At 60.4% G+C, this 23,145-nt stretch carries 23 protein-coding genes; 12 read left to right on the top strand and 11 right to left on the bottom strand.

Annotated features, from left to right (window positions below; translation table 11 throughout):
* Positions 1-48: 48 nt before the first annotated feature.
* Positions 49-2,289, bottom strand: coding sequence for a transglycosylase SLT domain-containing protein (locus ACO9S2_RS05395; RefSeq protein WP_423720923.1), 2,241 nt, complete (start codon positions 2,287-2,289; stop codon positions 49-51).
* A 137-nt stretch (positions 2,290-2,426) separates the two neighbouring features.
* Here ACO9S2_RS05395 and rlmN point away from each other — a divergent pair, with 137 nt between their 5' ends.
* From rlmN to larE, 4 genes are read left to right on the top strand one after another with little or no spacing between them, the layout of a single operon-like run.
* Positions 2,427-3,515, top strand: a complete 1,089-nt coding sequence (rlmN, locus tag ACO9S2_RS05400) for a 23S rRNA (adenine(2503)-C(2))-methyltransferase RlmN (protein ID WP_423720924.1) — start codon at positions 2,427-2,429, stop codon at positions 3,513-3,515.
* Between the two features lie 25 nt (positions 3,516-3,540).
* Positions 3,541-4,914 (top strand): M16 family metallopeptidase, encoded by a 1,374-nt coding sequence (locus tag ACO9S2_RS05405; protein ID WP_423720926.1) that lies wholly within the window; start codon positions 3,541-3,543, stop codon positions 4,912-4,914.
* A 5-nt stretch (positions 4,915-4,919) separates the two neighbouring features.
* Positions 4,920-6,302: a M16 family metallopeptidase gene (locus ACO9S2_RS05410; protein ID WP_423720927.1), complete on the top strand. Its 1,383-nt coding sequence runs from the start codon at positions 4,920-4,922 to the stop codon at positions 6,300-6,302.
* Positions 6,303-6,331: 29 nt separating this feature from the next.
* Positions 6,332-7,159, top strand: coding sequence for an ATP-dependent sacrificial sulfur transferase LarE (larE, locus tag ACO9S2_RS05415; RefSeq protein ID WP_423720928.1), 828 nt, complete (start codon positions 6,332-6,334; stop codon positions 7,157-7,159).
* A gap of 7 nt (positions 7,160-7,166) precedes the next feature.
* Here the strand turns inward: larE and atpF are convergent, their stop codons facing one another.
* The 4 genes from atpF to ACO9S2_RS05435 all read right to left on the bottom strand — a co-directional run bounded on the left by atpF (position 7,167) and on the right by ACO9S2_RS05435 (position 9,015).
* Positions 7,167-7,670, bottom strand: a complete 504-nt coding sequence (gene atpF, locus ACO9S2_RS05420) for a F0F1 ATP synthase subunit B (RefSeq protein ID WP_423720929.1) — start codon at positions 7,668-7,670, stop codon at positions 7,167-7,169.
* 79 nt (positions 7,671-7,749) lie between these two features.
* A complete protein-coding gene (gene atpE, locus ACO9S2_RS05425; RefSeq protein WP_053381401.1) occupies positions 7,750-7,980 on the bottom strand; it encodes an ATP synthase F0 subunit C in 231 nt (76 codons plus the stop codon).
* Between the two features lie 37 nt (positions 7,981-8,017).
* On the bottom strand, positions 8,018-8,767 hold the full coding sequence (locus ACO9S2_RS05430; protein ID WP_423720931.1) for a F0F1 ATP synthase subunit A: 750 nt from the start codon (positions 8,765-8,767) through the stop codon (positions 8,018-8,020).
* Positions 8,768-8,769: 2 nt separating this feature from the next.
* Positions 8,770-9,015: an AtpZ/AtpI family protein gene (locus ACO9S2_RS05435; protein ID WP_423720932.1), complete on the bottom strand. Its 246-nt coding sequence runs from the start codon at positions 9,013-9,015 to the stop codon at positions 8,770-8,772.
* A 178-nt stretch (positions 9,016-9,193) separates the two neighbouring features.
* Between ACO9S2_RS05435 and ACO9S2_RS05440 the strand changes: the two genes are divergently transcribed.
* From ACO9S2_RS05440 to ACO9S2_RS05450, 3 genes are all read left to right on the top strand, one after another.
* Positions 9,194-10,666, top strand: a complete 1,473-nt coding sequence (locus ACO9S2_RS05440) for an anthranilate synthase component I family protein (RefSeq protein WP_423720933.1) — start codon at positions 9,194-9,196, stop codon at positions 10,664-10,666.
* The gene (locus ACO9S2_RS05445) at positions 10,663-11,562 is read left to right on the top strand and encodes an aminotransferase class IV (protein WP_423720934.1); all 900 of its coding nucleotides are present in this window, start codon (positions 10,663-10,665) and stop codon (positions 11,560-11,562) included. Before ACO9S2_RS05440 ends, ACO9S2_RS05445 begins: the two co-directional genes overlap by 4 nt.
* 142 nt (positions 11,563-11,704) lie before the next feature.
* Positions 11,705-12,376: a lytic transglycosylase domain-containing protein gene (locus tag ACO9S2_RS05450; RefSeq protein WP_423720935.1), complete on the top strand. Its 672-nt coding sequence runs from the start codon at positions 11,705-11,707 to the stop codon at positions 12,374-12,376.
* Here the strand turns inward: ACO9S2_RS05450 and nadB are convergent.
* Together nadB and ACO9S2_RS05460 are read right to left on the bottom strand one after the other, a co-directional pair.
* The gene (gene nadB / locus ACO9S2_RS05455; protein WP_423720936.1) at positions 12,279-13,970 is read right to left on the bottom strand and encodes an L-aspartate oxidase; all 1,692 of its coding nucleotides are present in this window, start codon (positions 13,968-13,970) and stop codon (positions 12,279-12,281) included. The genes ACO9S2_RS05450 and nadB overlap by 98 nt on opposite strands.
* Positions 13,967-14,437: a hypothetical protein gene (locus ACO9S2_RS05460; protein ID WP_423720937.1), complete on the bottom strand. Its 471-nt coding sequence runs from the start codon at positions 14,435-14,437 to the stop codon at positions 13,967-13,969. Before ACO9S2_RS05460 ends, nadB begins: the two co-directional genes overlap by 4 nt.
* A gap of 213 nt (positions 14,438-14,650) precedes the next feature.
* Between ACO9S2_RS05460 and ACO9S2_RS05465 the strand changes: the two genes are divergently transcribed.
* From ACO9S2_RS05465 to ACO9S2_RS05475, 3 genes are all read left to right on the top strand, one after another.
* Complete coding sequence (locus tag ACO9S2_RS05465; protein WP_083448210.1) at positions 14,651-14,746, top strand: AURKAIP1/COX24 domain-containing protein; 96 nt, start codon at positions 14,651-14,653, stop codon at positions 14,744-14,746.
* Positions 14,747-14,776: 30 nt separating this feature from the next.
* The gene (locus ACO9S2_RS05470) at positions 14,777-14,995 is read left to right on the top strand and encodes a hypothetical protein (protein ID WP_423720938.1); all 219 of its coding nucleotides are present in this window, start codon (positions 14,777-14,779) and stop codon (positions 14,993-14,995) included.
* A gap of 113 nt (positions 14,996-15,108) precedes the next feature.
* Positions 15,109-16,839, top strand: a complete 1,731-nt coding sequence (locus ACO9S2_RS05475) for an ABC transporter ATP-binding protein (RefSeq protein ID WP_423720939.1) — start codon at positions 15,109-15,111, stop codon at positions 16,837-16,839.
* A gap of 149 nt (positions 16,840-16,988) precedes the next feature.
* Here ACO9S2_RS05475 and ACO9S2_RS05480 read toward each other — a convergent pair whose 3' ends face one another.
* The 4 genes from ACO9S2_RS05480 to ACO9S2_RS05495 form a co-directional block, all read right to left on the bottom strand.
* Entirely contained in the window at positions 16,989-17,651 is a 663-nt protein-coding gene (locus ACO9S2_RS05480; protein WP_423720940.1) for a hypothetical protein, read from the bottom strand.
* A gap of 66 nt (positions 17,652-17,717) precedes the next feature.
* Positions 17,718-18,353: a Maf family protein gene (locus ACO9S2_RS05485; RefSeq protein ID WP_423720941.1), complete on the bottom strand. Its 636-nt coding sequence runs from the start codon at positions 18,351-18,353 to the stop codon at positions 17,718-17,720.
* Positions 18,344-19,528 carry a tRNA dihydrouridine synthase gene (locus ACO9S2_RS05490; protein WP_423720943.1) on the bottom strand — a complete coding sequence of 395 codons (1,185 nt, stop codon included), beginning with the start codon at positions 19,526-19,528 and terminating at the stop codon, positions 18,344-18,346. The genes ACO9S2_RS05485 and ACO9S2_RS05490 overlap by 10 nt, the downstream gene beginning before the upstream one ends.
* Positions 19,525-21,015 (bottom strand): DUF692 family multinuclear iron-containing protein, encoded by a 1,491-nt coding sequence (locus ACO9S2_RS05495; RefSeq protein WP_423720944.1) that lies wholly within the window; start codon positions 21,013-21,015, stop codon positions 19,525-19,527. Before ACO9S2_RS05495 ends, ACO9S2_RS05490 begins: the two co-directional genes overlap by 4 nt.
* A 228-nt stretch (positions 21,016-21,243) precedes the next feature.
* On the opposite strand from ACO9S2_RS05495, the gene ACO9S2_RS05500 reads away from it, so the two are divergent.
* Positions 21,244-21,951 carry a cyclic nucleotide-binding/CBS domain-containing protein gene (locus tag ACO9S2_RS05500; RefSeq protein ID WP_423720945.1) on the top strand — a complete coding sequence of 236 codons (708 nt, stop codon included), beginning with the start codon at positions 21,244-21,246 and terminating at the stop codon, positions 21,949-21,951.
* A gap of 120 nt (positions 21,952-22,071) precedes the next feature.
* Positions 22,072-23,127, top strand: coding sequence for an LOG family protein (locus tag ACO9S2_RS05505; RefSeq protein ID WP_423720946.1), 1,056 nt, complete (start codon positions 22,072-22,074; stop codon positions 23,125-23,127).
* Positions 23,128-23,145 lie beyond the last annotated feature (18 nt).

A 23,145-nucleotide genomic window follows, 5' to 3' on the forward strand; every position in this document is an offset into this window, starting at 1 on the left:
ATTGTGGGCCACTATAAAAATTTCACAACATCTTGTCAAGGAAGCGAATCAGGATGATCCCGCCAGCCGGAGATACTCCCGGAAGCTCCGCAGTACACGCTTCACATACTGCCGCGTCTCGCGATACGGAATCAGCTCGACAAACTCATCCTGGCTGCGGCCCCGATGCTGCGTCGCCCAATTTTCGACCACCACCGGCCCGGCGTTGTACGCGGCAATCGTCTGGATCACGTTCCCTGCAAATTGCGCCAGCAACTGTTCCACATAGCGCGCGCCGATGCGAATGTTGGTGTCCTGATCAAAGAGATCCTCCCGCGTCACTGCAGGAAGATGATGCCGCTGCGCCACGGCATTGGCCGTGGCCGGCATCACCTGCATGAGGCCAATGGCCCCCACGCGCGAAACTGCGCGCACATCGTACTGGCTCTCTTCCCGTATGATCGCCGCAACCAGATAGGGACTCACCCCGTTCAATTCCTGGGTCTTGATGATCGGAATCAACCCGGTGGGATAGGCCACGCTCCACAGACCCGGCGCCACCGCCCCGCCCGTCCGTTCCAGCTTGTCGCGGAACTGTGCCCGTGCCAGCCGTAGCGCCTGATGATAAGCCCCCGCTTCGTTCAAGCGCATCGAGAGGGTCATGAGCACATCGGGGCGACGGCCATATTGATCCGTTAGCGCCGCCAGCTCGCGTGCCGCAGCGGCATCGATCCCGAGCCGCTTGAGTTCCATCGCCCGCCGATAGGCCGGCTGCTGCTCCACCTCCGCACCATTCGCCGGCGGAACCGCGGCGGCCGCCCCGTTCGCCGGATGAGCGACCGATGCCGGTTGCACCGCGGCGTCAGCCGCAGCCTCCGCGGACTGCTCTTTCGCCTGCTGGCAGTAATACGTGTAGGGGAACTGCCGGCAGAGCTGCGCATAGATCTCCGGAGCACGGGCATGGCCCAGTTGCGTGAGAGACCGCCCGATCCAGTAGAGCGCCTGCGGCTCAAAATCACTGTCGTGCTGATCGACAATCTGCTGCAGCACATCGATCGCGTCTTTGTAATGCGCCGTTCGATAGCGGACCCAGCCGATCCGCCACAACGCCTCCGCCCGTTGCGTCGCCGGCTCTCCCGCCTTCGAGACCAGCCGGTACTTGGCAATCGCCTCGTCATATTGCCCCTGGTCTTCGAGCCAAATACCGGCAAACAAATGGATCTGCCCCTTCTGCTCAGCGGACAACCCCTGTTTCTCAACCGACCGGCTCAGCTCCAGCAGTTTGGGGCCCATCGCCTGCCGCAGATAGACCCGCGCCAGCCACACCGTCGCTTCATCCGATTCGGCCACGCGGTCCGTGATCAGGGTGCGGAACGTGTCGCGCGCGGGATCGTATTGCCTTAACCGCACCTGGGCAATGCCGAGCTTGAGCTTCGCGCTCCCGCGCTGTGCCGACGCCGGCGCCATCGCCAGGAATTGTTTCAGTTCGTCGATCGCCTCCGCATGCAGCGCCTGTCCCAGAAACGCCTGCGCCCGGCCGAAATGATCCTCCGCCGTGGGAGCCCACAACTCTCCGCCGATATTCGTGCGAAGCAGCGCCTCCGCTTCCCTGGCTTCAGGCGTATACGCGAAGCGCACCCACAACTGGGTGAGCGTCGCCCGTCCGTCCTCAAGCTGATTCTCGCGCAGATAGCAGGCGGCCAGCCGCAACCAGGCTTGCGGCACCAGCGGATCTTTGTCATTGTTCACCACGGCTTTCGCCAGCCACCCGACGGACTCGGGACAACGCGCAGCCTGATACCAGGCCTCTCCGGCGCGGAGCGCCGCCTGATTGAGCAGATTGGAATCCGGCACCGCCTGCCCGATACTTTCAAACAAGCCCGCCGCCTCTTTCGCATCCCCCAGATGCAGCAGGGCCTCGCCCATCCATAAGCGGAAATAGTCGTCGAGCACCGGAAAATCGCGCTGGCCCGCACGGAGAAACGGCATCGCCGCGGCCGGGTTGCGCTCGATCAGCAACACGCCGGAGAGTACGCCCGCGCGCTTCGCCCAGAGCGAGCCGGGAAACCGCTCCATCACCAAGCGCAACCGTTCGAGTTTCAGCGCCGAGACCTGATCCTTTGTGAGTTGATTGCCCAATCGTTCTTTCGGCTGGGCAGCCGCGGCAAAACATTCTTCGGCGGATTCACAAGACGCGGCAGAAGGCGGGTCCCCATTACCGACCTGCGCAGCCATCCCCCGACTCGGGAAAAGCGAAAGCACGGCCAGGAACGAGGACGAGAGCAAGAGTAAGCGGGATGAGGACATCATGTGCGACTCTAGTAGCACATTATATACCGCAGGGGTAGGAGATACAGTGCTTGCTCCCAATCTGCTGACTGAACGATAGCTGCCGAAGCCCTGTGGGCTGTGTTACCCTGCAAGCTGGTGACTAAATTGGCCATGCCATGACTGAACCTTCTCGTCCACAGACGAACTTGCTGAGCTTGACTGAAGCCCAGATGGCCGCGCTCGTCCACGGGTTCGGCTGGCCAGGCTATCGTACGGGACAGATTTTGCGCTGGCTCTATCAGCGCCGCGCGCGGACCATCGGACAGATGACCGATCTTTCGCAGAAAGATCGAGAGCAGTTGTCCGAGATCGCAACGATTCGGCGCACACGGGACTGCGTGGTCCTTGAGTCCGCCGACGGCACACGCAAGCTGCTGCTGACCTTGGACGACGGGCTGCGCATTGAAACGGTACTGATCCCGGAAGAGGATCGGCTCACGCTCTGTGTCTCGACGCAGGTCGGCTGCATGCTGGATTGCGGATTTTGCCTGACCGGCACAATGGGGCTCAAGCGCAATCTGAAAGCACACGAGATCGTCGATCAGGTGCTCACGGCCCAGGACCATTTAACCGGCGAAGAACGCCTCACCAACCTCGTCTTCATGGGCATGGGCGAGCCGCTGGCGAATATCGAAGCCCTGTCCGCCGCCATCCATTGCCTGACCAATAAATCGTGGGGGCTGGGCTGGTCGCCGCGCCGCATCACGGTCTCGACCGCGGGCCTGGCCGCGCGGTTGAACGATGTGGCCGCGCTCGGCGTGAATCTCGCCATCTCGCTGAATGGCACGACGGAAGAGCAGCGCCGGCAGTTGATGCCGGCGGTCAGCCAGATCGCCTCGCTCAAGACGCTCATGGCCGCCTGCCGCCGCTATCCCCTCGCTCCGACCAGACGGCTGACGTTTGAGTATGTGTTGCTCGCCGGAGTGAACGATCGCGACGAAGACGCCCGCCGGCTGGTGACGCTGCTGAAGGGCATTCGCTGCAAGATGAACCTGATTCCCTTCAATGAGTTTCCCGGCAGCGCCTACCGCAGACCGACGGACCGGAACGTGCTGTCGTTCCAACGACTCCTCACGCAGGCCGGCATTGATGCCTTTATCCGCAAAAGCCGGGGCCGTGATGTGCTGGGCGCCTGCGGCCAATTGGGCAAGGTGCCAGCAGGCGCGGCTTCCGTTGCCTTGACACAAATCGAATCCCGTTGTTAGCATGCCCCGTGCGACTCACCCGACTATGAATTCACCCAAGCGCCATTACTGCTCAGCCCTCTTTGCGTTCCTGGCGATCCTGTGTTCGTGGGACCCCGTTCGCGCGAACGACCCGCATGAATATGTCCTATCCAACGGAATGAAGGTCCTGCTGGTCGAAGTCCCCAAGGCTCCGGTGGCGACCGTCCAGGTCTGGTACAAAGTCGGCTCGCGCAACGAGGTGATGGGCCGGGCAGGGCTGTCGCACATGCTCGAACATATGATGTTCAAGGGCACCGCCAAGTATCCCAAGGGCACGTTTTCCCGGATCATCCGCAAGAACGGCGGAGTCGATAACGCCTTCACCAGCCAGGACTTCACGGCCTACTTTGAAAACCTCGCGGCCGATCGCGTCGAACTCGCTCTGGAGATGGAAGCCGACCGGATGCAGGGGTTGATTCTGGAAAACGGCGAATTTCAAACCGAGCGGGAAGTCGTCAAGGAAGAGCGCCGGCTGCGCAACGAAGACGATCCGCAGGGCGCGCTGGTGGAAGCCCTCTTCGCCCAGGCGTTTTTCAGCCACCCGTACCATTGGCCCATCATCGGCTGGTTTGCCGATCTGGACGCCATGTCCCTCGACGATCTGCAGCGCCATTACGACACCTTCTATTCGCCGAACAATGCGACGTTAATCGTGGTAGGCGACATCAAGGCCGATGCCCTGCTCCCGACCATCAAACATCTCTTCGAGCCGATCCCCAAAGGGCCGGCGCCGAAAACGGCGCTGCCCGCCGAACCGGAGCAGCGCGGCGAGCGACGCTTCCTCCTGAAGCGCGAAGCCCAGGTGCCGTTCGTGATGATGGGCTTCCGGGTGCCCAATTATGCCAGCGACGATTCGTACGCGCTCGATATTCTGGAGTCCATCCTCTCGCACGGGAAAAGCTCGCGGCTGTATCAAAGCCTGGTCTACGAACAGAAAAACTCCCTGGCCGTGGGCGCAGACTACGGGTTGTTGCAGACCGATCCCGGCCTGTTCTACCTGTACTCGCTGGTACGCCCCGGGGCAAAGACCGAAGCGGTGGAAGAAGCCCTCCAGCGTGAAATTACCCGTTTGCAGAATGAGCCGCCGTCGGAGTTGGAACTGCAGCGGGCCAAAAACCAGGTGGAGGCGGCCCACGTGTTCGAACAGGATTCGAATTTCCGGCGCGCCATGTTGCTGGGGCAGATGGAATCCATCGGCGCCGGCTGGCGGAAGGCCGATCAATTGCTGGAACACCTCCGCGCAGTCACCGCCAAAGACATTCAACGCGTTGCCAGGCAATACCTGACGCAGGACAATCGGACGCTCGGCATTCTGCTGCCTCAGCCGCCGAAACAGCCGGAGCCTCAACCGGCCGCCGCCCACCAGGGAAAATCATAATCGCCATGCTTCACGCATCCGAACACAGTGGACCGCGTTCCCTCCTCCGGCTTGGTCGCTGGCGCCGGGCATGCTGCGCCCTCTCGGCCGCGGCCCTGCTGTGCGTCGCCGCTCCCGCGCTTGCCGCGGACATCACCCCGGTCAAGGTTACGACGGCTAATGGCATGACCGTTCTGGTGCTGGAGCAGCACTTTCTTCCCATCGTGGAGATGCACGCACTGGTGAAAGCCGGCTCGGCCCAAGATCCCCCTGACAAGGCCGGTGTCGCGAACCTTGTGGCCAGCCTCCTGGATGAAGGCACAACGACCCGCTCCTCAAAGCAACTGGCGGAACAGATCGATTTCGTGGGTGGATCGCTGGAAGCCAGGGCGGGCGAGGATTTCACCACCGCCTCGGCGAGGGTGCTGAAAAAGGATCTCGACCTGGGTTTCACGCTGCTGGCCGACATCTTGATGCATCCGGCCTTTCCCAGGCAGGAATTTGAGCGCGTGCGGGGACAAATCCTGGGGGAAATGTCGAGCGATAACGACGATCCCGGCACGGTGGCGATGAGGGCCTTCAATCAGCTGGTGTTCCACAACCATCCCTATCGATGGCCGGTGAACGGCACGGAGGAAACCGTCGCAAGAATTACCTTGGCGGATGTGCAGGGGTTCTATGCCAGGGAATACCTCCCCAATCAAGTGATCCTCACCGTAGTCGGCGACGTGACCGTCGAACAAGCCACGGCCCTGGTGCAGACCTATTTCGGAACCTGGAAAAAAGGCACATCCCCGGCGCGCGCCACGAAAAAACCGGCGCCCGTGGAGAAGAAGGCCGTGCAGCTCATTGAAAAAGATCTCACCCAGTCGACAATCCTGCTGGGCCACGGCGGGATCAGCCGGAACAATCCTGATTTCTATGCCATCACCGTCATGAATCATATTCTCGGAGCCGGCGGATTCTCGTCGCGCCTGATGGATTCGATTCGCGATAAACAAGGGCTGGCCTACGGCATTTCGAGTCACTATGACGCACGGGCGATGCCCGGCTCGTTCTGGATCAATCTCCAGACCAGGACCGAAGCCACGAACCAGGCCATTACCGGAGTCCTCTCGGAAATCAAAGCGATTCGGGAAAGCCCGGTCAGCGATCAAGAGCTATCTGAAGCGAAAACATTTCTGATGGGCAGCTTCCCGCTTCGCCTGGACTCCACCGCCAAGCTGGCCCAGGTGCTCGCGCAAGTCGAGTTCTACGGGCTCGGCTTCGAGTACTTCAGCCAATATCCGAAATGGATCGAGCGGGTGACCAAGGAGGATGTGCAGCGGGTCGCCCGGCAGTACCTGGATCCCAACCGTTATGCGCTGGTGGTGGTAGGCAACGTCGCCAAGGCCAAAGTTCGCCAGTAGCCCGCACACAGCCGTTCCCGTGAGTCCCTATGCAGCCCCTTCCTCTCCAGCAAAAGCTCCAGCACCTTCGTCAGATCTTCTCGGCGATGGACTCCGTGTTGGTCGCTTATTCCGGCGGTATCGACAGCACTGTAGTGCTGAAGGTCGCCTACGATCAGCTCAAGGACCGTGCGGTAGGGATTACGGCTCTTTCGCCGACATTCCCGGCCTCCGAACTCGAGGTGGCGAAGCGGGTGGCGCGGGAAATCGGCGTCCGCCATGAACTGGTGCAGACGGATCAGCTGCAAATCCCCGCGTTCACCGAGAACGATGCGACGCGCTGCTTCCACTGCAAATCAGATCTGTATCAGCTGCTCGGCGCTCTGCGAGACGCGCACGCGGGAGCCGTCATGGTGGACGGAACGAATCTCGACGATCTCGGAGATGATCGTCCCGGCATCAAAGCTGCGCGCGAGTGGGGCGTCCGCAGTCCGCTGGTGGAAGCCGGCCTCTCCAAAGCTGAAATCAGAACGCTTGCCCACGATCTCGGCCTGTCGAATTGGGACAAACCCGCCGCAGCCTGCCTGTCCTCGCGCATTCCACGGGGGATCCCGATCACGAGAGAGAAACTCAGCCGCATTGAACAGGCGGAAGCCGTCATGCAAAGCGAAGGATTCCGGCACTACCGGGTGCGGGACCATGGGGAGATCGCGAGAATCGAAGTCGGCCGGGATGAGTTGGCGCGCCTGATCGAGCCGGAGCGGGGATTGCGTGTGAGCCGGCAGTTGAAAGAGCTGGGCTTTCGCTTTGTGACGATTGATTTGGAAGGATATCGGCCGGGCGGGGTCAGTCTGGGCTCACCGCGCCCGGCCAGATGATCGTTGATCAGGAGTGCGCTTTCGAGAGCGCCTCTAGGGCTTCGTCGGCAAACTTCCGGTGATCCGCATCGGTCAGACTGCGCTGCACGACCTTTTCAGCCACCATCAACGCGAGTTCCGTGGTCTGGTTGCGGATATCCTGCACCGCCTTCCGCCGCTCGTGATCGATCTCACGCGTGGCATCCCCCTTGATACGTTCCGCTTCGGCAGTCAGGCGCTGTTCGTTCTCGTCCAGCAACCGCTGCGCCCGCTCCTTCGCCGCCGCGAGAATGCCTTCGGCTTCTTTGGCTGCCGCGCTGAGCTTGGCCTCATACTCCTTGAGCGACCGCTCGGCTTCGGCGCGATGACGCTCCGCCTGGTCGAGACTGTCCTTGATCTTCTTCTCCCGCTCTTCGAGGATGCCAAGGATGCCAGGGAAGGCAAACTTGTACAGGACGAAGAACAGAATCCCGAAGGACACGACCTCCCAAAAAATCAGCGACGAGAAAAAACTCGATTCAAACTGCGGCATAGTTGTACCTAAGTGCTGTGTGCTGAGTCCTGAGTGCCGAGCGCATTGCTCAGCACCGAGCACTCACTGCTCAGCACTGTTATTTGCGGAGCCCCATGATGATGAACGCAATGACCAGCCCGTACAGCGCGATGGCTTCGACGAGCGCGAACCCGATCCACATGTACTTGCCGACGCGGCCTTCGGCTTCAGGCTGGCGCGCCACGGCTTCGATCATCTTGCCGAAGATGTACCCGATTCCCACACCGGCCCCGGCGAAACCCGCCGCCGCCAATCCCATGCCTAACAACGCTGCTGCTGCTGAATCCATTGTGTGCTACTCCTCCCTTGTCTGATCTGACACGCGATTAATGCGCGTGGTCATCGTGGCCGTGCAGATGGAATGCGTCTCCCAAATAGACGCAGGTCAACACGGTGAAAATATAGGCTTGAATAAACGCGATACCGACTTCCAACCCATTCATCGCGATGGTAAAGGCGAACGGCAGCCAACCGATCAGCACCCCGCCGCTGATCGCCAGCCCGAACAGCACTCCCAGGATCACGTGGCCCGCCGTCATGTTGGCGAACAACCGGACGGCCAACGAAATCGGCCTGGCTAACTGGCTGATCAACTCGATCGGAATCATCAAGGGGAGCAGCCATCCCGGGGTCCCGGGCGGCACGAGAATCCCGAGAAACTTGGCTCCATGGAGGATAAACCCCATCACGAGGCTCAACCCGTACACCAGACAGGCAAACACGGCGGTGACCACGATCTGACTGGTGACCGTATAGGATCCGGGAATCAACCCGAGCAAATTACAAAAGAGAATAAAGAGAAACAGGCTGGCGATAAGCGGGAAGAACCGCATCCCGTCTTTGCCCATGGTATCGAGAATGATGCTCCGGATAAAGTCCACGAGCATTTCGGCAAGGTTTTGAAGCTTGCCCGGCACCAGCCGACGAGCCGACCCTGCCATCACCATCAGCACGGTGACCAAGGCCACCACAATCCACATGAGGATCACGGCCTTGTTGATGGAGATATCCAACCCGCCGATGGAGAGAGGAATATAATTGTGCAGTTCAAAGGAATGAAGGGGACTTTCTTCCACGGCTATCCTTTACGTTCGTTCTCTTGCGGTGACCCCGGCCATCTCATCGCCGACCGGTACGCGTTTCGTATGCCCGCTATCACACCTAAGACCAGCCCCGCCACCATTCCCCAGGGAGTAGACTCCAGGAGATAGGTATCCACGACCCAGCCCAACCCGCCTCCCACAATCAGCGCAGCTAGCAGTTCGGTTCCTATCCGGACCGCTTGACCGAGCCCCGCATAGAACGGATCTTGTGAAGGGGGCATGGCATACCCACTGGGGGCGAGTACTCAGACAGGGATGCTGAATAAGGACTCCACCGTTTGCGGGCGCGCAATTCAAGCAGAATCCCCATTGAAATGTCAAGCCGTTAGGGCCCTGTCCCTTGACCGGATCGCTACGGTATAGTGTGCTCCCTCTATCGGAGCGTACGTTCGACTGTCTATGACAACGCCATCACCGACACCCTTCCTCGACGGACCTCCCCGGCCCTTGATAGTCACCCTTCGTGGAACCTCCCTGAGTCCGTTCGAACAGTATGCGCAGATCGCCTCCGACTCCGAACCCTCGTTCTTATTCGAGAGCGGCAAAGGCCCCCTCTCTACCGGACGCTATTCATTTTTTGCCGATGCCCCCTACCAAACCTTGTCAGGGAAAAATCGCGACTGGACCATCAGAACGGCGGACGGGAAAACCCGGACAGGACAGGAGCCATTCCACAAGCTTGTGGAGATGATGCAGCAGTCCCCGATCGCGCGCCCGCCCGGGATTCCTCCATTTTTCGGGGGAGCTGTGGGCTACCTGAGCTATGACCTTGCCCGTCAATTCGAGTCGTTGCCCATCCATGCGATCGACGATCTTCATTTCCCGGATCTGGAGTTCGCCTTCTTCGACCTCGTAGCGGCATGCGACCATGACTCCAATGAGCTCCACTTGATCTTCTGCCCACCGCTTGAGCGGTTTTCAGGAGAGTCGCGGGAATCCCTTTATCGGGAGGGCTGCGCCCGGCTCGCGGCATTGCAGGATCAACTCGCTCGGCCTTCCCGTAAATCCCACGACGGAGACCTGTCCGGACCGATCACCTTTGGCCCCCAACAATCCCAAGCGTCGTACATGGACCGTGTTCGCCGCTGCCAGGACTACATCGCAGCGGGCGATTTGTATCAGGCCAATCTTTCTCACCGCTTTTCCGTCACGAGCCCCCGCTTCGCTCCTGAGTCGGCCCTTGCACCGGAACTCCGGGCTTATGCGCGCCTGCGCGCAATGAATCCCTCGCCGTTTTCCGGCCTGCTGCGTTTCGGCGGAACCAGCTTCATCAGCACGTCGCCGGAACGGCTGGTGCGCTTGACCGGCCGACAGGCCGATACGAGGCCGATTGCCGGGACCAGACCGCGGGGGCGGGATGCGGCCGACGACCGGCGGCTGATCGAAGAACTTCTCGCAAGCGAAAAAGAGCGGGCGGAGCACCTGATGCTGGTCGATCTTGAACGGAACGACCTGGGGCGCGTGTGCGAATTCGGCTCGGTCCGTGTCGACGAATTGATGACCATCGAGCAATATTCGCATGTCAGCCATCTGGTATCCCATATATCCGGCCGCCTCCAGGCAGACACCAGCGGCTTCGACCTCCTCCGTGCCGTCTTCCCCGGAGGCACCATCACCGGCGTCCCCAAAATCCGTTGTATGGAGGTGATTGAGGAACTGGAGCCCGTGCGGAGAGGCCCGTATACCGGCTCAATGGGCTACTTCAGCTGGAGCGGCGATCTGGACTTCAATATTGTGATCCGCACGCTGGTGCTCCGGGAGGGGCAGGGATACCTCCAAGTCGGAGCAGGGATCGTGGCCGATTCGGATCCCGCCAGAGAATATGAGGAGACGATTCATAAGGCGCAGGCGTTCCTGAGCGCCTTGTCGTGACAACACCGATGTGGATTTTTCTGAATGACCGGTTCGTCAAAGACCAGGATGCCGTCGTGTCCGTCTTCGATCACGGGTTCCTGTACGGCGACGGCGTCTATGAAACGATCCGCTCCTACGGGAGCCGGATCTTCATGCGCGATCATCACCTGGCGCGGTTACAGCGATCGGCCGATGCGATCGGCCTGACACTCCCCGTCCCTCAGGGCGGATGGCCGCGTCTCTTGCACGAGGCCATGGAGCGCAACCATGTGGGGGACGAGCAGACCGATGCCTATCTCAGAATTACGGTGTCGCGCGGCGTCGGCGAGATCGGGCTCGATCCCGCGCTCTGTCCGAAACCCACGCTCGTGATTATGGCGAAGCCTTTGCACCCGCCGGCCGAGGAAACCTATCGGCACGGGGTGTCACTAATCATCGCGCAGACCAGACGCAATCTGCCCAGCGCGCTCTCGCCGCAGATCAAAGCCACCAATTTCTTGAACAACATTTTGGCAAAACGGGAAGCTATTGCCGCCGGGGTGTTCGACAGTCTGTTCTTGAACTGGGAAGGACATCTCACGGAATGCACCGTGAGCAATGTCTTTTTTGTCTCAAGAAACCGGCTCCACACGCCGGCGATTGAATGCGGAATCCTCGACGGGATCACCAGAGAACTTATCTTACGGTTCGCAGAGGAGCTCGGAATCCCGATCGTCGAAGGCCGCTTCGCCCCTCAGGACCTGCTGCAAGCCGACGAATGCTTTCTCAGCAATACCAGCATGGAGCTCATGCCCGTCGTGTCGATCGACCAGCACCTGATCGGCGACGGGACCCCGGGGCCGTTGACCCGTCAACTGCATGGACACTTTATAGACAATCACCGTCGCTTTTTGGAACCGCCGACCGCGCCCTAAATTCCGATCCGCTTGTTTTTCCTGCCCATTTCAAATTCCTCCACAGGGCACAGGAACTGCAAATCCTTGACAGGCAGATGCAGGCTGCTATCGTTTGACCATGCCCGCAAACGAACAGACAGCCTTCTTGAGGAGATCTCCATTGCATACCGCCAGAATCCTTTTCTCGACCCTGATGATCGGAGCGACGTGGCTCACGCAGTTACCGCAGGCTCTTCACGCCGAGATTTACCAATATATCGATGCCAATGGCACGATCTCCCTCACCAATGTCCCGACCGATCTCCGCTATCGCCGCGTCGCCACCAGGCCAAACCGGCTACATCCCACCCTGTCTGAACGGGAGGTGGGACCGATGATCAGCCGGTCCTCCCAACAGCATCAGTTGCACCCTGCGTTGATCCGGGCCGTGATTAAAGCGGAGTCCGACTTCGACCCCCTGGCCGTCTCACGCGCCGGCGCGATCGGGCTCATGCAGCTCATGCCGCAGACGGCCGTGCGCCTCGACGTCCATGACCTCTATGATCCGGAAGACAATATCGGCGGGGGAACCAAGTATCTTCGACAGTTGCTCGATCGGTTCAGCGGGAATCTTCCACTCGCCTTAGCCGCCTATAACGCCGGCGAACACGTCGTGGATCGCTATCGCGGACTGCCGCCGATCGATGAAACACGGCAGTACGTGCGCAAGGTCATGCGTTATTATCGGACTTTTCTTATGAAAGACCTGGCGACGACCGGGCACGTGATCGCTTCGGCCCAACCTGCATCGCAATCACCACACCCTGCTTCCGTCCCGACTGCGGCTGAGTAGGCTCATCCGTACAGGTCAGCTGGCTATGGAGTTTCCAGCCTGCCCGTTTGACCTGGGGAAAATCCGACCGGAAATGCGCCCCGATGCTGTTCTCACGCCAGAGCGCCGCCTCCGCCACACAATGCGCGACCTGCACCATATTCTTTACTTCGAGATCGGCCCGACTGTTGAACGGACCTGAGACGACCTTGAGCCAGCGAGACAGTTGCGCCGTGGCCCGAACAAGAGACTCCCGCGAACGCACAACCCCGACCTGTCCCCACATCGTGCGGCGCAGCGAACTCCTCAGCTTTTCGGCGTCCTCCAACCGCTGCTCGTCTTCGCACGCAAGCGCCTTGGCCTGAGCGGACAGGTCGAGATGACCGTGTCGTTGCGCGAACGCGCTCGCCGCCACCCCCGCCCGCATGCCGAACACCAGCCCCTCGAGGAGCGAATTGCTCGCCAGGCGGTTCGCCCCGTGCACCCCGCTGCACGCGACTTCCCCCGCCGCAAACAAGCCGGGCAGCGTCGTCGCACCGTTCAGATCGGTCCACACTCCGCCCATCATGTAGTGCGCGCTCGGGGATACGGGGATCCATTCTTCCGTGATATCGATGTCGTAGCGGAGACAGGTGGCGTAGATCGTGGGAAACCGGCGTTTCACGAAGTCCGCGCCAAGATGAGTGACGTCGAGATAGACATGCCGCGCCCGCGTCGTAGCCATTTCGGCCCAAATGGCCCGCGCGACGATATCGCGCGGCGCCAGCGCGCCCAGCGGATGATACCGCTGCATGAACAGCTCACCCTTGTTGTTGCGCAGCTGGCCCCCTTCTCCCCGCATGGCTTCGGAAAGCAGAAACGGCGGACTTGACGGAAGATACAACGACGTCGGATGAAACTGGACGAACTCCATATCCTGCAGCATCGCGCCCGCGCGAAACGCCATCGCCATCCCGTCGCCCGTGGCATTGGGCGGATTCGTCGTCCTCGCATAGATCTGGCCGGCCCCCCCGGTGGACAGCACCACCGCCTTGGCGGGAAGAATGAATTGCTTGCCCGAGGCTTCGTCCAACACGACCGCGCCGCAACAACGTCCCTGCTCCACAACCAGATCGACCGTGAAATGATAGTCGAGCCGCCGGATCCGCTTCTGTCGACCGGCCTGCGCCATAAGCGCCCGAACCATTTCGTTGCCCGTGGCATCGCCGCGCGCACGCAGAATGCGGCTGCGGCTATGAGCGGCTTCCCGCGCGAAGGCGAACTTGCCCCCCGCCTTGTCGAATTTGGCTCCCCAGCGAATCAATTCCTGAATCCGCTCCGGCCCTTCCTCGACTAACACGCGCACGGCCTCCTGGCGGCAGAGGCCATGTCCCGCCTTCAACGTGTCGGTATAATGAATGGCCACGTCGTCCTCTTCGCTCAACGCTACGGCCACGCCCCCCTGAGCATAAATCGAATTGCTCTGCAGCGGATGGCCCTTCGTCAACATGATGACCCGGCCCTTCCGGCTTAGTTCAAGCGCGGCGCGAAGCCCGGCCACCCCGCTGCCCACTACAAGAAAATCGGCGTCGGGCGCGGACAAGGAGCGACGAGTCAACTGAGCTGCGTCCTTCACTGGGGCACCTTCCGGCCGGAAGGTGGAACTTCGGAGAGGGCCTGACGTGTCTTCATGCCGAACGGCAGATCACCCTGTACGCCACGAAGGAGAATGGATTGCGTCCCCACCCACTGCAAGCGCGCATGCCCGCGCTGCCGGATGCCGGCATCCTCGCTGGTTTTTTTCCACACCCCCTGCCAGTGGACATACACATCGATGTTTTCGCCGTCGATCATGATCCGTTCCGTCTTGAACTCCAGCTGAATAGATTGAAACGTATCGAAATCCTGTCCCGCATCAGCCTGCATCTGCTCCAGCTGCTCCAGTGGCAGCATCACATCCTGGAATCCCGCCCGATCCCGTCGCTGATAGGCTTCCCTCAACGCTTCAACGGCTTTGTCGATCCGGACGAGGCGCTCATGATCTTCCGGATAATCGATCACCTTCCCTGCGCAGGCAAAAGAGAGCGAGAGCGCAATGAGCATGCAACCAGCCACACACCGACGCAGAACACACGACGAGGCGTTTAATTTCATCATAGTTTCGCAGTATAGGAACGTCCTCAAGTACGGTCAAGGCGTAGAAGCCCGGCGAAAAACTCCGGCCCCATCATCGGGCATCACTCCACGCAGGCCTGCTTATCGCTTGCTTTTTCAGCCGAAAGCCTCTAGACTCGCCCGACTTGGGAGATTCATCGCATGTCGAGCGTGTTAAAAAAGCGTCGGAAGAAAATGCGCAAGCACAAGTATAAGAAGCTGCGCCGACGCCAAAAATTCTTACGTCGTAAAAGCTAAGCTCACCCCGTTCGCCGGGAGGAGGAGATTGTGCCGGAGGGCAAAAAGGTTCGCATCCGCGTCCGTACGGTGAGCTGTACCTACGTGGGGGACTTTCTCGTGCCGCCGATGCGCCATCGGGTCTCTGACGCGATCAATGAGGAAGCACGTCTCTTCGTCAATCTGACGGACGTGGTGATCAATGATCGCGACCGCTCAGACTTTGTGGCGCTCAACAAGAACCTCATCGAGTCGATCGCGCAGCTGTAGCGGAGCCCTGCTTTGATGGCTTCGCTACAGCCGTGTCGTGATCTTCAACTGCGGCCCGGCCTCTCCAGTACGGCTCTCACCCGACCGCCCTCACGGATCGTGCAAACCAGCTGATGTCGACTTTCAAACGATTTTTCCCGTTTATCCGCCCTTATATCCCCCGTATGGCGGTGGCAGGATTCCTCGTGATGGGCGTCGCCGCCATCAATCTCGCCCTGCTGCGACTGGCCGGCACCTTGTGGGACGTCATCACGGTCCAGCACGATCATGCCCGGATGACGGAATTGATCGCGTTGTTCATCGGACTGGTCCTGCTTCAAGGCCTCTGCTCGATGGGGCACAGCTACCTCACCGCCTGGGTCTCGCAACATATTGTTGCGGATTTTCGCACGCATCTTTTCAAGCATCTCCAAAGCCTCGCCGTCAGCTTCTTTGCCCGGCGCAGAACCGGCGAGCTGCTCTCGCGGCTGATGAATGATGTGACCGTCATCCAATCCATTGTCACGGAAACGCCGATCGATACCGCCAAGCAGCTCGTCACCTTCATCGGCGGCATCGCGTTCCTGTTATCCATGAACTGGCGGTTGTGCCTGTTGATTCTTGTGCTTCTCCCGCTGCTGGTCCTGGCCGCAAAGTTCTTTGGACGGCGGCTCAAATCACTCTCGACCTCCATTCAGGACCAGACCGCCGCACTCAGCACCCTCCTGGAAGAAGTGATCTCCGGCATTCGGATCGTCAAATCGTTCGTCCAAACCTCACGGGAAGAAGCGCGCTTTGCCGCACAAATCCAGCAGGGCCTCTCGCTCTCGCTCCGCCGGGCCGGCATCATGGCGCTGTTTATTCCCGTCATCAGCCTGTTGACCTTTTCAGCCGCTGCGGCCGTCTTGTGGTACGGAGGCAGCCAGGTGATCGACGGTACCGTGACTCCGGGCGATCTCTTCGCCTTCGTCTTGTTCGCCGGCATTCTGATCGGCCCCTTCAGCTCGGCCGCCCGTGTGTTCGCACAAATTAAAGAGGCCCAGGGCGCGACAGAGCGGGTGTTTGAAATTCTCGATGCCCGGCCGGATATCCGCGATGAGCCGAATGCCCTTGTTCTCCCGGCCGTGCAGGGCCACCTGCTGGTTGAACAGGTGAGCTTCTCCTACGACCCCCGCACACCGGTCCTGTCGCATCTGTCTTTCGAGGCCCATCCTGGAGAACTGGTGGCCTTCGTCGGACCGACCGGAGCGGGAAAGACGACCGTCATCAATCTGCTCCACCGGTTCTATGATCCCCTCGAAGGCCGCATCACCATCGACGGACAGGATCTCAAAACTGTCTCCGTGGAAAGCTGGTACCGGCAAGTCGCGTTGGTCCCGCAAGAAACGATTCTGTTTGGCGGCACGATCCTGGAGAATATTCGCTACGGCAATCCGCAGGCCGACGAGACAGCGGTGCAGGAAGCCAGCAAGGCCGCCCATGCCCACGAATTTATTTCAGCCTTTCCGGACGGATACCGGACCGTGGTGGGAGAAAAGGGGATTAATCTGTCCGGCGGGCAACGCCAGCGCATCGCCATCGCCCGCGCCATCCTGAAGAACCCGCGCGTCCTCCTGCTCGATGAAGCCACTTCGTCGCTCGACACCGAATCGGAACGGCTGGTGCAAGAGGCGCTTGAACGGTTGATGGCGGGACGCACGACTTTTGTCGTCGCGCACCGGCTCTCCACCATCCAACGCGCCGACCGTATTCTCGTTCTGGACAAGGGACGCATCGTCGAAGCGGGCACCCACGCGCAGCTTATGGAGCGCAAAGGCCTCTACCACTACCTCTACACCATCCGCTTCAACGAGCAGCCGGCGTAATCCGCGCCGATTCCCGATCACGGAGAGGTCCCTCTGCCCCATGGGAAGAAAGAACCTCCTGGAAGCACGCAAGATTCCTCTGCGCTTCGGGGCAATACGTTAGGTCGCAATTACCCCCAAAGCAGCAACAAGCCCGCTCGCGTTGCGGGTTAGCGGACTTTTGAGAAGTCGGCGTCGAATTCGCTGGTCTTGCCGTCGGGGAAGAACACGATGACTTTGGTCTTGGCGTTGGGGTCGAAACTTTCGTAGGCGAATCGGGCGGTAAAGCGTGAGCGATAGGCCGGCCCCTGGCCGTCGTTCTTGCGGCCCTTCTCGGCCGGGCTCACATCGACCGGCTTGATGTTCTTGCTGCCCTGCTGGAACGCCACTTGCGCACCCTCGGCGAAATACTCGTCGTCGCCGCATAATTGCACTTCGATTTCCATGTTCGGCATCTCGACGACTTTCTTGATGAACTCGTCGGGCATGCGGATCTCCTTTTTCTGCTTCTTGGATTCCGCCGCCTCCTGGCGTCCGAATGCCTCCAGCCGAAACCGCTTGGTGCGCAGAATGGCACTGGCCCCGCAGGAATCTTTCTCGGGATCGGACCCGATGCGGGTGGCCAGCGACGCCTGCTGCAACACTTTCTTCACCTCTTCCGGCGAGTTGGCTTTCTCCATCGGTATGCGCCCGGCCTCCAAGGCCTTCTGCGCTTCTTCCATCGTCAATTTCACATCAATGGCCGACGCCGTCTGCGGAACCGTGGCGCCGAAGACTCCCAGCACCGCACAACAAGCCAGTACGGATGAACGACGATGTGATCCGAAGAACATGACCGCCTCCCTCAAGATAAAAGCCCCATAATGAATGGCGCATTGTAGGCAAACCGCCCACCCTTTTCAATCGTGCGCGAACCGCGTCCAGTTCGGGTACGGCTTCTCACGATAGAGCGCGTCAATATCGACAGGCACCTGAATCCCCGCGCCGGCCAGCAACGCGACGAGGAGCCGCAGCGGCAAACCCACCACCCCGAGATAATCCCCGCGCACGTTTTCAACCAGCGCCCCGCCGTCGCCCTGAATGGAATAGGCGCCCGCTTTCCCCAGCGATTCGCCGGTCGCCAGATACCGCTCAATGCCATCCGCCTGATCAGGCTTCATGTGCACGGTCGCCGTTGAGACCTCGACCAGATCGAGATGCCGGGTCACACAACAGAGGGCCACCGCCGTGTGCACGAGATGGTCCCGCCCGGCCAGCTTGGTCAACATGCCCCTCGCCTCATTCAGATCCATCGGCTTCCCCAACATCTGCCCGTCAAGTTCGATGACCGTATCACTGCCCAACACCAGATGCTCCGGCTGCTGCCGGGCAATCGAGCGGGCCTTCTCCTGGGCAAAACGGCGCACTTGGTGAATAGGAGTCAGCCCTGACACCGGCTGCTCTTCAAAATCCGGAGCACAAATCTGGAAGGGGAGGCCCAACAATGCCAGGAGTTCCCGGCGGCGAGGCGAGGTCGAGGCAAGAATCAACTGCATCGGGACACAAGCGTGGTCATGGAATCGTCCGGGTCTTGACTGGACTGAACGGCAGAGGGGGCGGGGTCTATGACCTGATCGGCGTGATATTCGGCGATAATCCGTTCGACATCGTCAACGGATGAGGCCCCGAACATCCGGGCACGCAGCGCCGCGGCATGCCCGAACCCCTTGCAATACCACCCCAGATGCTTCCGCATGCGGTGAAATTGGCCGGGGCCGCAGATCGCCTCATATTGCCGGGCGTGCTCCAACAACAGCGCGAAACGTTGATCGAGCGTCATCACCAGCTCTTCACCGACCGCGTCCGGTGCGCCGGCCAGGGCCAATGTACGGGCGCGTTCTTTGGACCGGAAGAACCACGGCGCGCCGAGCACCGCCCGCCCCACGAGCACCCCGTCCACCTGAGTAGACTGCACGCGGCGGGCGATCTCTTCGGCAGTCTGGACATCGCCGTTCCCGAGCAGCACCGTTCCGGTCCCTTTCACCAGTTGCGCCGCCCTGGCAATGGCCGACCAGTCGGCATCCCCCCGATACATCTGCTGCAAAGTTCTGCCGTGGAGCGTAATCGCGGCGGGCGTTTCGCTCAGGAGATGGCCAATCCACTCTTCGACGATAACCGAGTCGTACCCGAGCCTGGTCTTGACCGACAACGGCAGAACCCGTCGCGGAACGGGCGAGGTCCCCTGGCGGCGTTCGTTGAGCAGACGGAAGGCCGCGATCCGCGAGGGCTTGAACCCGGCTTGCTCGAGCGTCTGCCCGTTCGCCCAATCATCCATCCCTCGACGCGTGGCTTGGAGAATGGCCTGCGCCACCTCCGGCGTTTTAATGAGCCCCGCACCGGAGCCGGACGAAGCGACGCTCTTGGACGGACAGCCCATGTTGATGTCGATCCCGTCAAATCCCAGTTCGCAGGCCGCATGAGCGGCTTGATAGAACAAGGCGGGATCCTTGCCGTAGAGCTGCGCCACGATCGGACGCTCAATGTCACTATAGATCAGCGTACTCAGCAGGAACTCGGGGCCGCGGCAGATGTCATGAACATGCGTAAATTCCGTCATCGTGACATCGGGCTTCCCCTGCTGCGCAATGACGCGCCGGAAAGTGGCGTCCGTGACACCGTCCATGGGTGACAAACCGATGATCGGCCGGGGGAGTGTGGACCAGAAATTCATGGCTGTTGGCCCGCAACCGGCAATGGAGCTTCGTTGGCCGACCGATAGGCCGCGCGCAGCTCCTCTGCTTCCCGCCGCGCGATCGCCCGGCTGTCCGGAGCGACCTCGCTTACAAATTCCAGAAACCGGTCGATCTTGATTTCAAAAAAATCGTAGGAACTCTCCACCGGACGCGGCTCCCTGAACCAGTACGCAACGAACGTCTCCAACGAAATCTGCTGTGCCGCCAAACCACGACAGGTCTCGGGAAACATGGCTCCTATCTCGCCACCCCAATGCAGGATCTCATACGGCAGATAGCTCGTGTGATACCATGGGAGCCCCTCAGAACAGGCAGCCGGCGATGTCCACTCCGGCCCCGCCGGCGCAACCTGTCCGGATACCACACGGGCATAATGCTCATAGGCCCGGCGCACCGAATCTTCCTCCGGTCCGGCCTCGCGCCGGGATGTTGTCTCCGCGTCGAGGCGCTCCCCTCCGATCGCCTCAAGGGACGCCGAAGCCTGTGCTCTACCCGGGAACAGCGTCCCGTACTGGCGGGCGAACCCCTCGTATTCATCCGCGATCAATTCGATCGGCTTGGTATCCACCTCCAACGCCAGCCCCTTCAGATGCGGCAGCCGCGGCACGCTCACAATCTGATCCAGCATCTCAAACAACACCGGGGGAATCGGCGCGGCATGCGCATCGGTCCACACAGGCAATCCCGGAGGCCTTTCGGCAGGCGACCGCATCGGGGTCTCCACCATTGATTCATGGACCGACAACCCCGCCACATGAATCTCGACGACTCGCTCGAGCGGGAACTCCGACAAAAATCGGTCAAGGAATGCCGTCAGCGAAACGGTCTGCCACGCGGTCGAATAACGATAGACCGTCCAGAGATGGCCGACATCCAACACCAGCCCGCACGAAGCCTGTTCGGTGACCTGGCGGAAAAACTCCGGAATCGGGACGGTTCCCGCAACAAAATAGGTCAGCGGGGGCATTTCCAGCAGAAACAACGGCGAGCTTCCCCCGTGCAGCCGGCACTCCCGATCAAAAATAGCCTGCACCGCCCGTATGTTGGCCGCCACAACCGCCGCACTCGCCGGGGTATAGAGCGGCGGAAGATAGGTCCCGAAGGAATAGCCCGCGATGTGTTTCGTGGCACATTCATGATTCGACCAGACACTGTGCAGCAGCGCCAGCTGGGCGGCCGCCGCGGAGGCCTCCTGCTGAAACAGCGCCTCTCGTTCCGCTCCCGGCTGGGTGACCCAAAGCCCTTCGCCATGGTACGTGAGAGGGAGATCCGTATGGCGACGGACGGCAGCCAGGGCTGTAGAGGCCGCCCGGAACACTTCCAGATAAGCGGGAAAGGCTTGACGCCGCCTTAGATAGGCGAGCAAGTTAACAATGTCCGGAGAATACACATCGACGGAAAGTCCCAGCCCTTGCACGGGAACCTGATCGACACGACGCGTATATTCATGATGCAACGAATTCACGAGGGCCCTTTCGCCTTGACAGAATCAGAACCTAGTGTATGCCTGGAAACGCTGAAATGACAAGGCGTTAAGCCTTCCAGAGGCCTCCGAAACCGTCTGCTATACTTGCCATACATCGCAACGGTCGGGACGGCTGACGATGAGAGACAAGGACCTGGCTGAGCGATGATGAATCCGGACGATCAACATTCTAAAACACCGAACCCCCAAATTACCTTGGTTGCCCACATGATGACTCCAGGTGTCGTGCAAATTCCCGGTGATGTCTCGGTCGCCGAAGCGGCGTCGCTCCTGGAACAGGAACACATGCCCTGCCTGCTGGTGAAAGACACGGATACCCGCTTCGGGCTGATGACCCCCACCGACATCGTGAAGAAAGTGGTCGCCCAGGGCCTCCACCCAGACGAGATCGAAGTGCGCGCCATCATGTCGCGGCCTGTGCAGTTTATCGAATACGATCGTGCCGCCGACGAGGCCTCGACGTTGATGATGTCATCCGGCTCGCCCATTTTGATCGTGACCAAAGAAGAGCAGCCCGTGGGAGTCCTGACCGCCCGCGATCTGATCTTATCCCCCAAACGCTGCCACACCCGTGTGCCGGCCACGATCAGCGTGCTCGACGAGAACGCGCCCGGCGCGCAACATCAAGCCATTATCGTGCAACTCAGCCATGTGGGAGCCATGGTCCAGTCCCCCACGCTGCTCCTGCCGGGCACCAAGGTCATGGTGAACTTCTCGCTGCCTGAACTCCCCGCGCCCCTGACCGTCAACGGCACGATTCTCGACGACAATGAGCAGACCTCCAGTCTGAGTAAGAAGCCTGTCTCCGCCACTCCCAGCGTCGACGTCCAATTCACCAATCTTTCCCCCGCAGACCAGTCCCGCATCAAGGCCTGGGTCCTTCAGAACTCGCCCAAGGCAACCGATCTGTCCTGACGGACTCCTGAACCGTTTCCATCATACAGAGCCAGACTTGCGATCTTCTTTGACCCAGGGAATTCCCGCTGGTAGAATTTTTTCGTATTGGAATTCTCTCGACTTACAGAGGTGCACAGGATGGATACCCCGACACAACCCCCACAAAACCGCCAGCGGCCCGTTCTGTCAAACGATGACATTCTGACGCAGATTCGTGCCCTGCTGGAGGGGCCGGATGACGACCTCCAGGCAACCATCATGAGAGAGCTCCTGACCGGCTTCCTGCGGCTCCACGATGCCCATCTCGATCTCCTGGACCTCAAGATCGTCAACCGGGCCGTCAAGGAGCTCCGCCATGCCTTTGGCGTCTTTCACGGCTATCGCGACCGGCGGAAAGTCAGCATCTTCGGCTCGGCCCGCACGCCATCTGACGACCCGAACTATCGGCTGGCGCACGAGTTCGCCGAACAGATCGTGAAAGCCGGTTACATGGTGATCACCGGAGGCGCCGACGGCATCATGCGGGCCTCGCAGGAAGGGGCCGGCCGCGAGAACAGCTTCGGGGTGAATATCATGCTGCCGTTCGAGCAGGGTGCGAATGCCACGATCGCGAATGATCCCAAGTTGATCACCTTCAAGTATTTTTTTACCCGCAAGCTGATGTTCCAGAAGGAAGCCAACGCAATCGCTCTCTTTCCTGGCGGCTTCGGCACACATGATGAAGGGTTTGAAATCCTGACGCTGGCACAGACCGGAAAAAGCGATCCGCAACCGATCGTCTGTCTGCAGGCGCCAGACTGCGACTATTGGGACGACTGGTCGGGCTTCATCGTGAAGCAGCTCCTGAAACGAAAACTGATTAATGAAGAAGATCTCAGCCTCTTCACCATCGTCAATTCGGCGGAGGCCGCGGTCGAAGAAATCCTGGCCTTCTATCGCCGCTACCACTCAATTCGCTTTGTCGGCAAGCAACTGGCCATGCGCCTGACATCGGCCATCTCAGCCGAGCAACTCGACCGCATCCAAAGTCAGTTCAGCGATGTCCTCACCGATGGACGTTTTGAACTGCGCGGCGCGCTGGAGGAGGAACTCGATGAGCCGGCCCTGACCGAGCTCCCCCGGCTGGTGTTTCCCTTCAATCGCCGCAGCGCGGGGCGGCTGCGCCAGCTCATCAACCATGTGAATAGCCTCTAGCACGCCCTCTTTTGTCCT

The organism is Nitrospira sp. NS4, from assembly GCF_049546785.1.
Taxonomy (GTDB): Bacteria; Nitrospirota; Nitrospiria; order Nitrospirales; family Nitrospiraceae; genus Nitrospira_D.

What these genes read in the sequence shown, in the direction of transcription:
- ACO9S2_RS05395 (WP_423720923.1), bottom strand. Translation starts at nt 2,289, where the DNA reads ATGATGTCCTCATCCCGCTTACTCTTGCTCTCGTCCTCGTTCCTGGCC.
- rlmN (WP_423720924.1), top strand. Translation starts at nt 2,427, where the DNA reads ATGACTGAACCTTCTCGTCCACAGACGAACTTGCTGAGCTTGACTGAA.
- ACO9S2_RS05405 (WP_423720926.1), top strand. Translation starts at nt 3,541, where the DNA reads ATGAATTCACCCAAGCGCCATTACTGCTCAGCCCTCTTTGCGTTCCTG.
- ACO9S2_RS05410 (WP_423720927.1), top strand. Translation starts at nt 4,920, where the DNA reads ATGCTTCACGCATCCGAACACAGTGGACCGCGTTCCCTCCTCCGGCTT.
- larE (WP_423720928.1), top strand. Translation starts at nt 6,332, where the DNA reads ATGCAGCCCCTTCCTCTCCAGCAAAAGCTCCAGCACCTTCGTCAGATC.
- atpF (WP_423720929.1), bottom strand. Translation starts at nt 7,670, where the DNA reads ATGCCGCAGTTTGAATCGAGTTTTTTCTCGTCGCTGATTTTTTGGGAG.
- atpE (WP_053381401.1), bottom strand. Translation starts at nt 7,980, where the DNA reads ATGGATTCAGCAGCAGCAGCGTTGTTAGGCATGGGATTGGCGGCGGCG.
- ACO9S2_RS05435 (WP_423720932.1), bottom strand. Translation starts at nt 9,015, where the DNA reads ATGCCCCCTTCACAAGATCCGTTCTATGCGGGGCTCGGTCAAGCGGTC.
- ACO9S2_RS05440 (WP_423720933.1), top strand. Translation starts at nt 9,194, where the DNA reads ATGACAACGCCATCACCGACACCCTTCCTCGACGGACCTCCCCGGCCC.
- ACO9S2_RS05460 (WP_423720937.1), bottom strand. Translation starts at nt 14,437, where the DNA reads ATGCTCATTGCGCTCTCGCTCTCTTTTGCCTGCGCAGGGAAGGTGATC.
- ACO9S2_RS05465 (WP_083448210.1), top strand. Translation starts at nt 14,651, where the DNA reads ATGTCGAGCGTGTTAAAAAAGCGTCGGAAGAAAATGCGCAAGCACAAG.
- ACO9S2_RS05475 (WP_423720939.1), top strand. Translation starts at nt 15,109, where the DNA reads ATGTCGACTTTCAAACGATTTTTCCCGTTTATCCGCCCTTATATCCCC.
- ACO9S2_RS05480 (WP_423720940.1), bottom strand. Translation starts at nt 17,651, where the DNA reads ATGTTCTTCGGATCACATCGTCGTTCATCCGTACTGGCTTGTTGTGCG.
- ACO9S2_RS05485 (WP_423720941.1), bottom strand. Translation starts at nt 18,353, where the DNA reads ATGCAGTTGATTCTTGCCTCGACCTCGCCTCGCCGCCGGGAACTCCTG.
- ACO9S2_RS05490 (WP_423720943.1), bottom strand. Translation starts at nt 19,528, where the DNA reads ATGAATTTCTGGTCCACACTCCCCCGGCCGATCATCGGTTTGTCACCC.
- ACO9S2_RS05500 (WP_423720945.1), top strand. Translation starts at nt 21,244, where the DNA reads ATGATGACTCCAGGTGTCGTGCAAATTCCCGGTGATGTCTCGGTCGCC.
- ACO9S2_RS05505 (WP_423720946.1), top strand. Translation starts at nt 22,072, where the DNA reads ATGGATACCCCGACACAACCCCCACAAAACCGCCAGCGGCCCGTTCTG.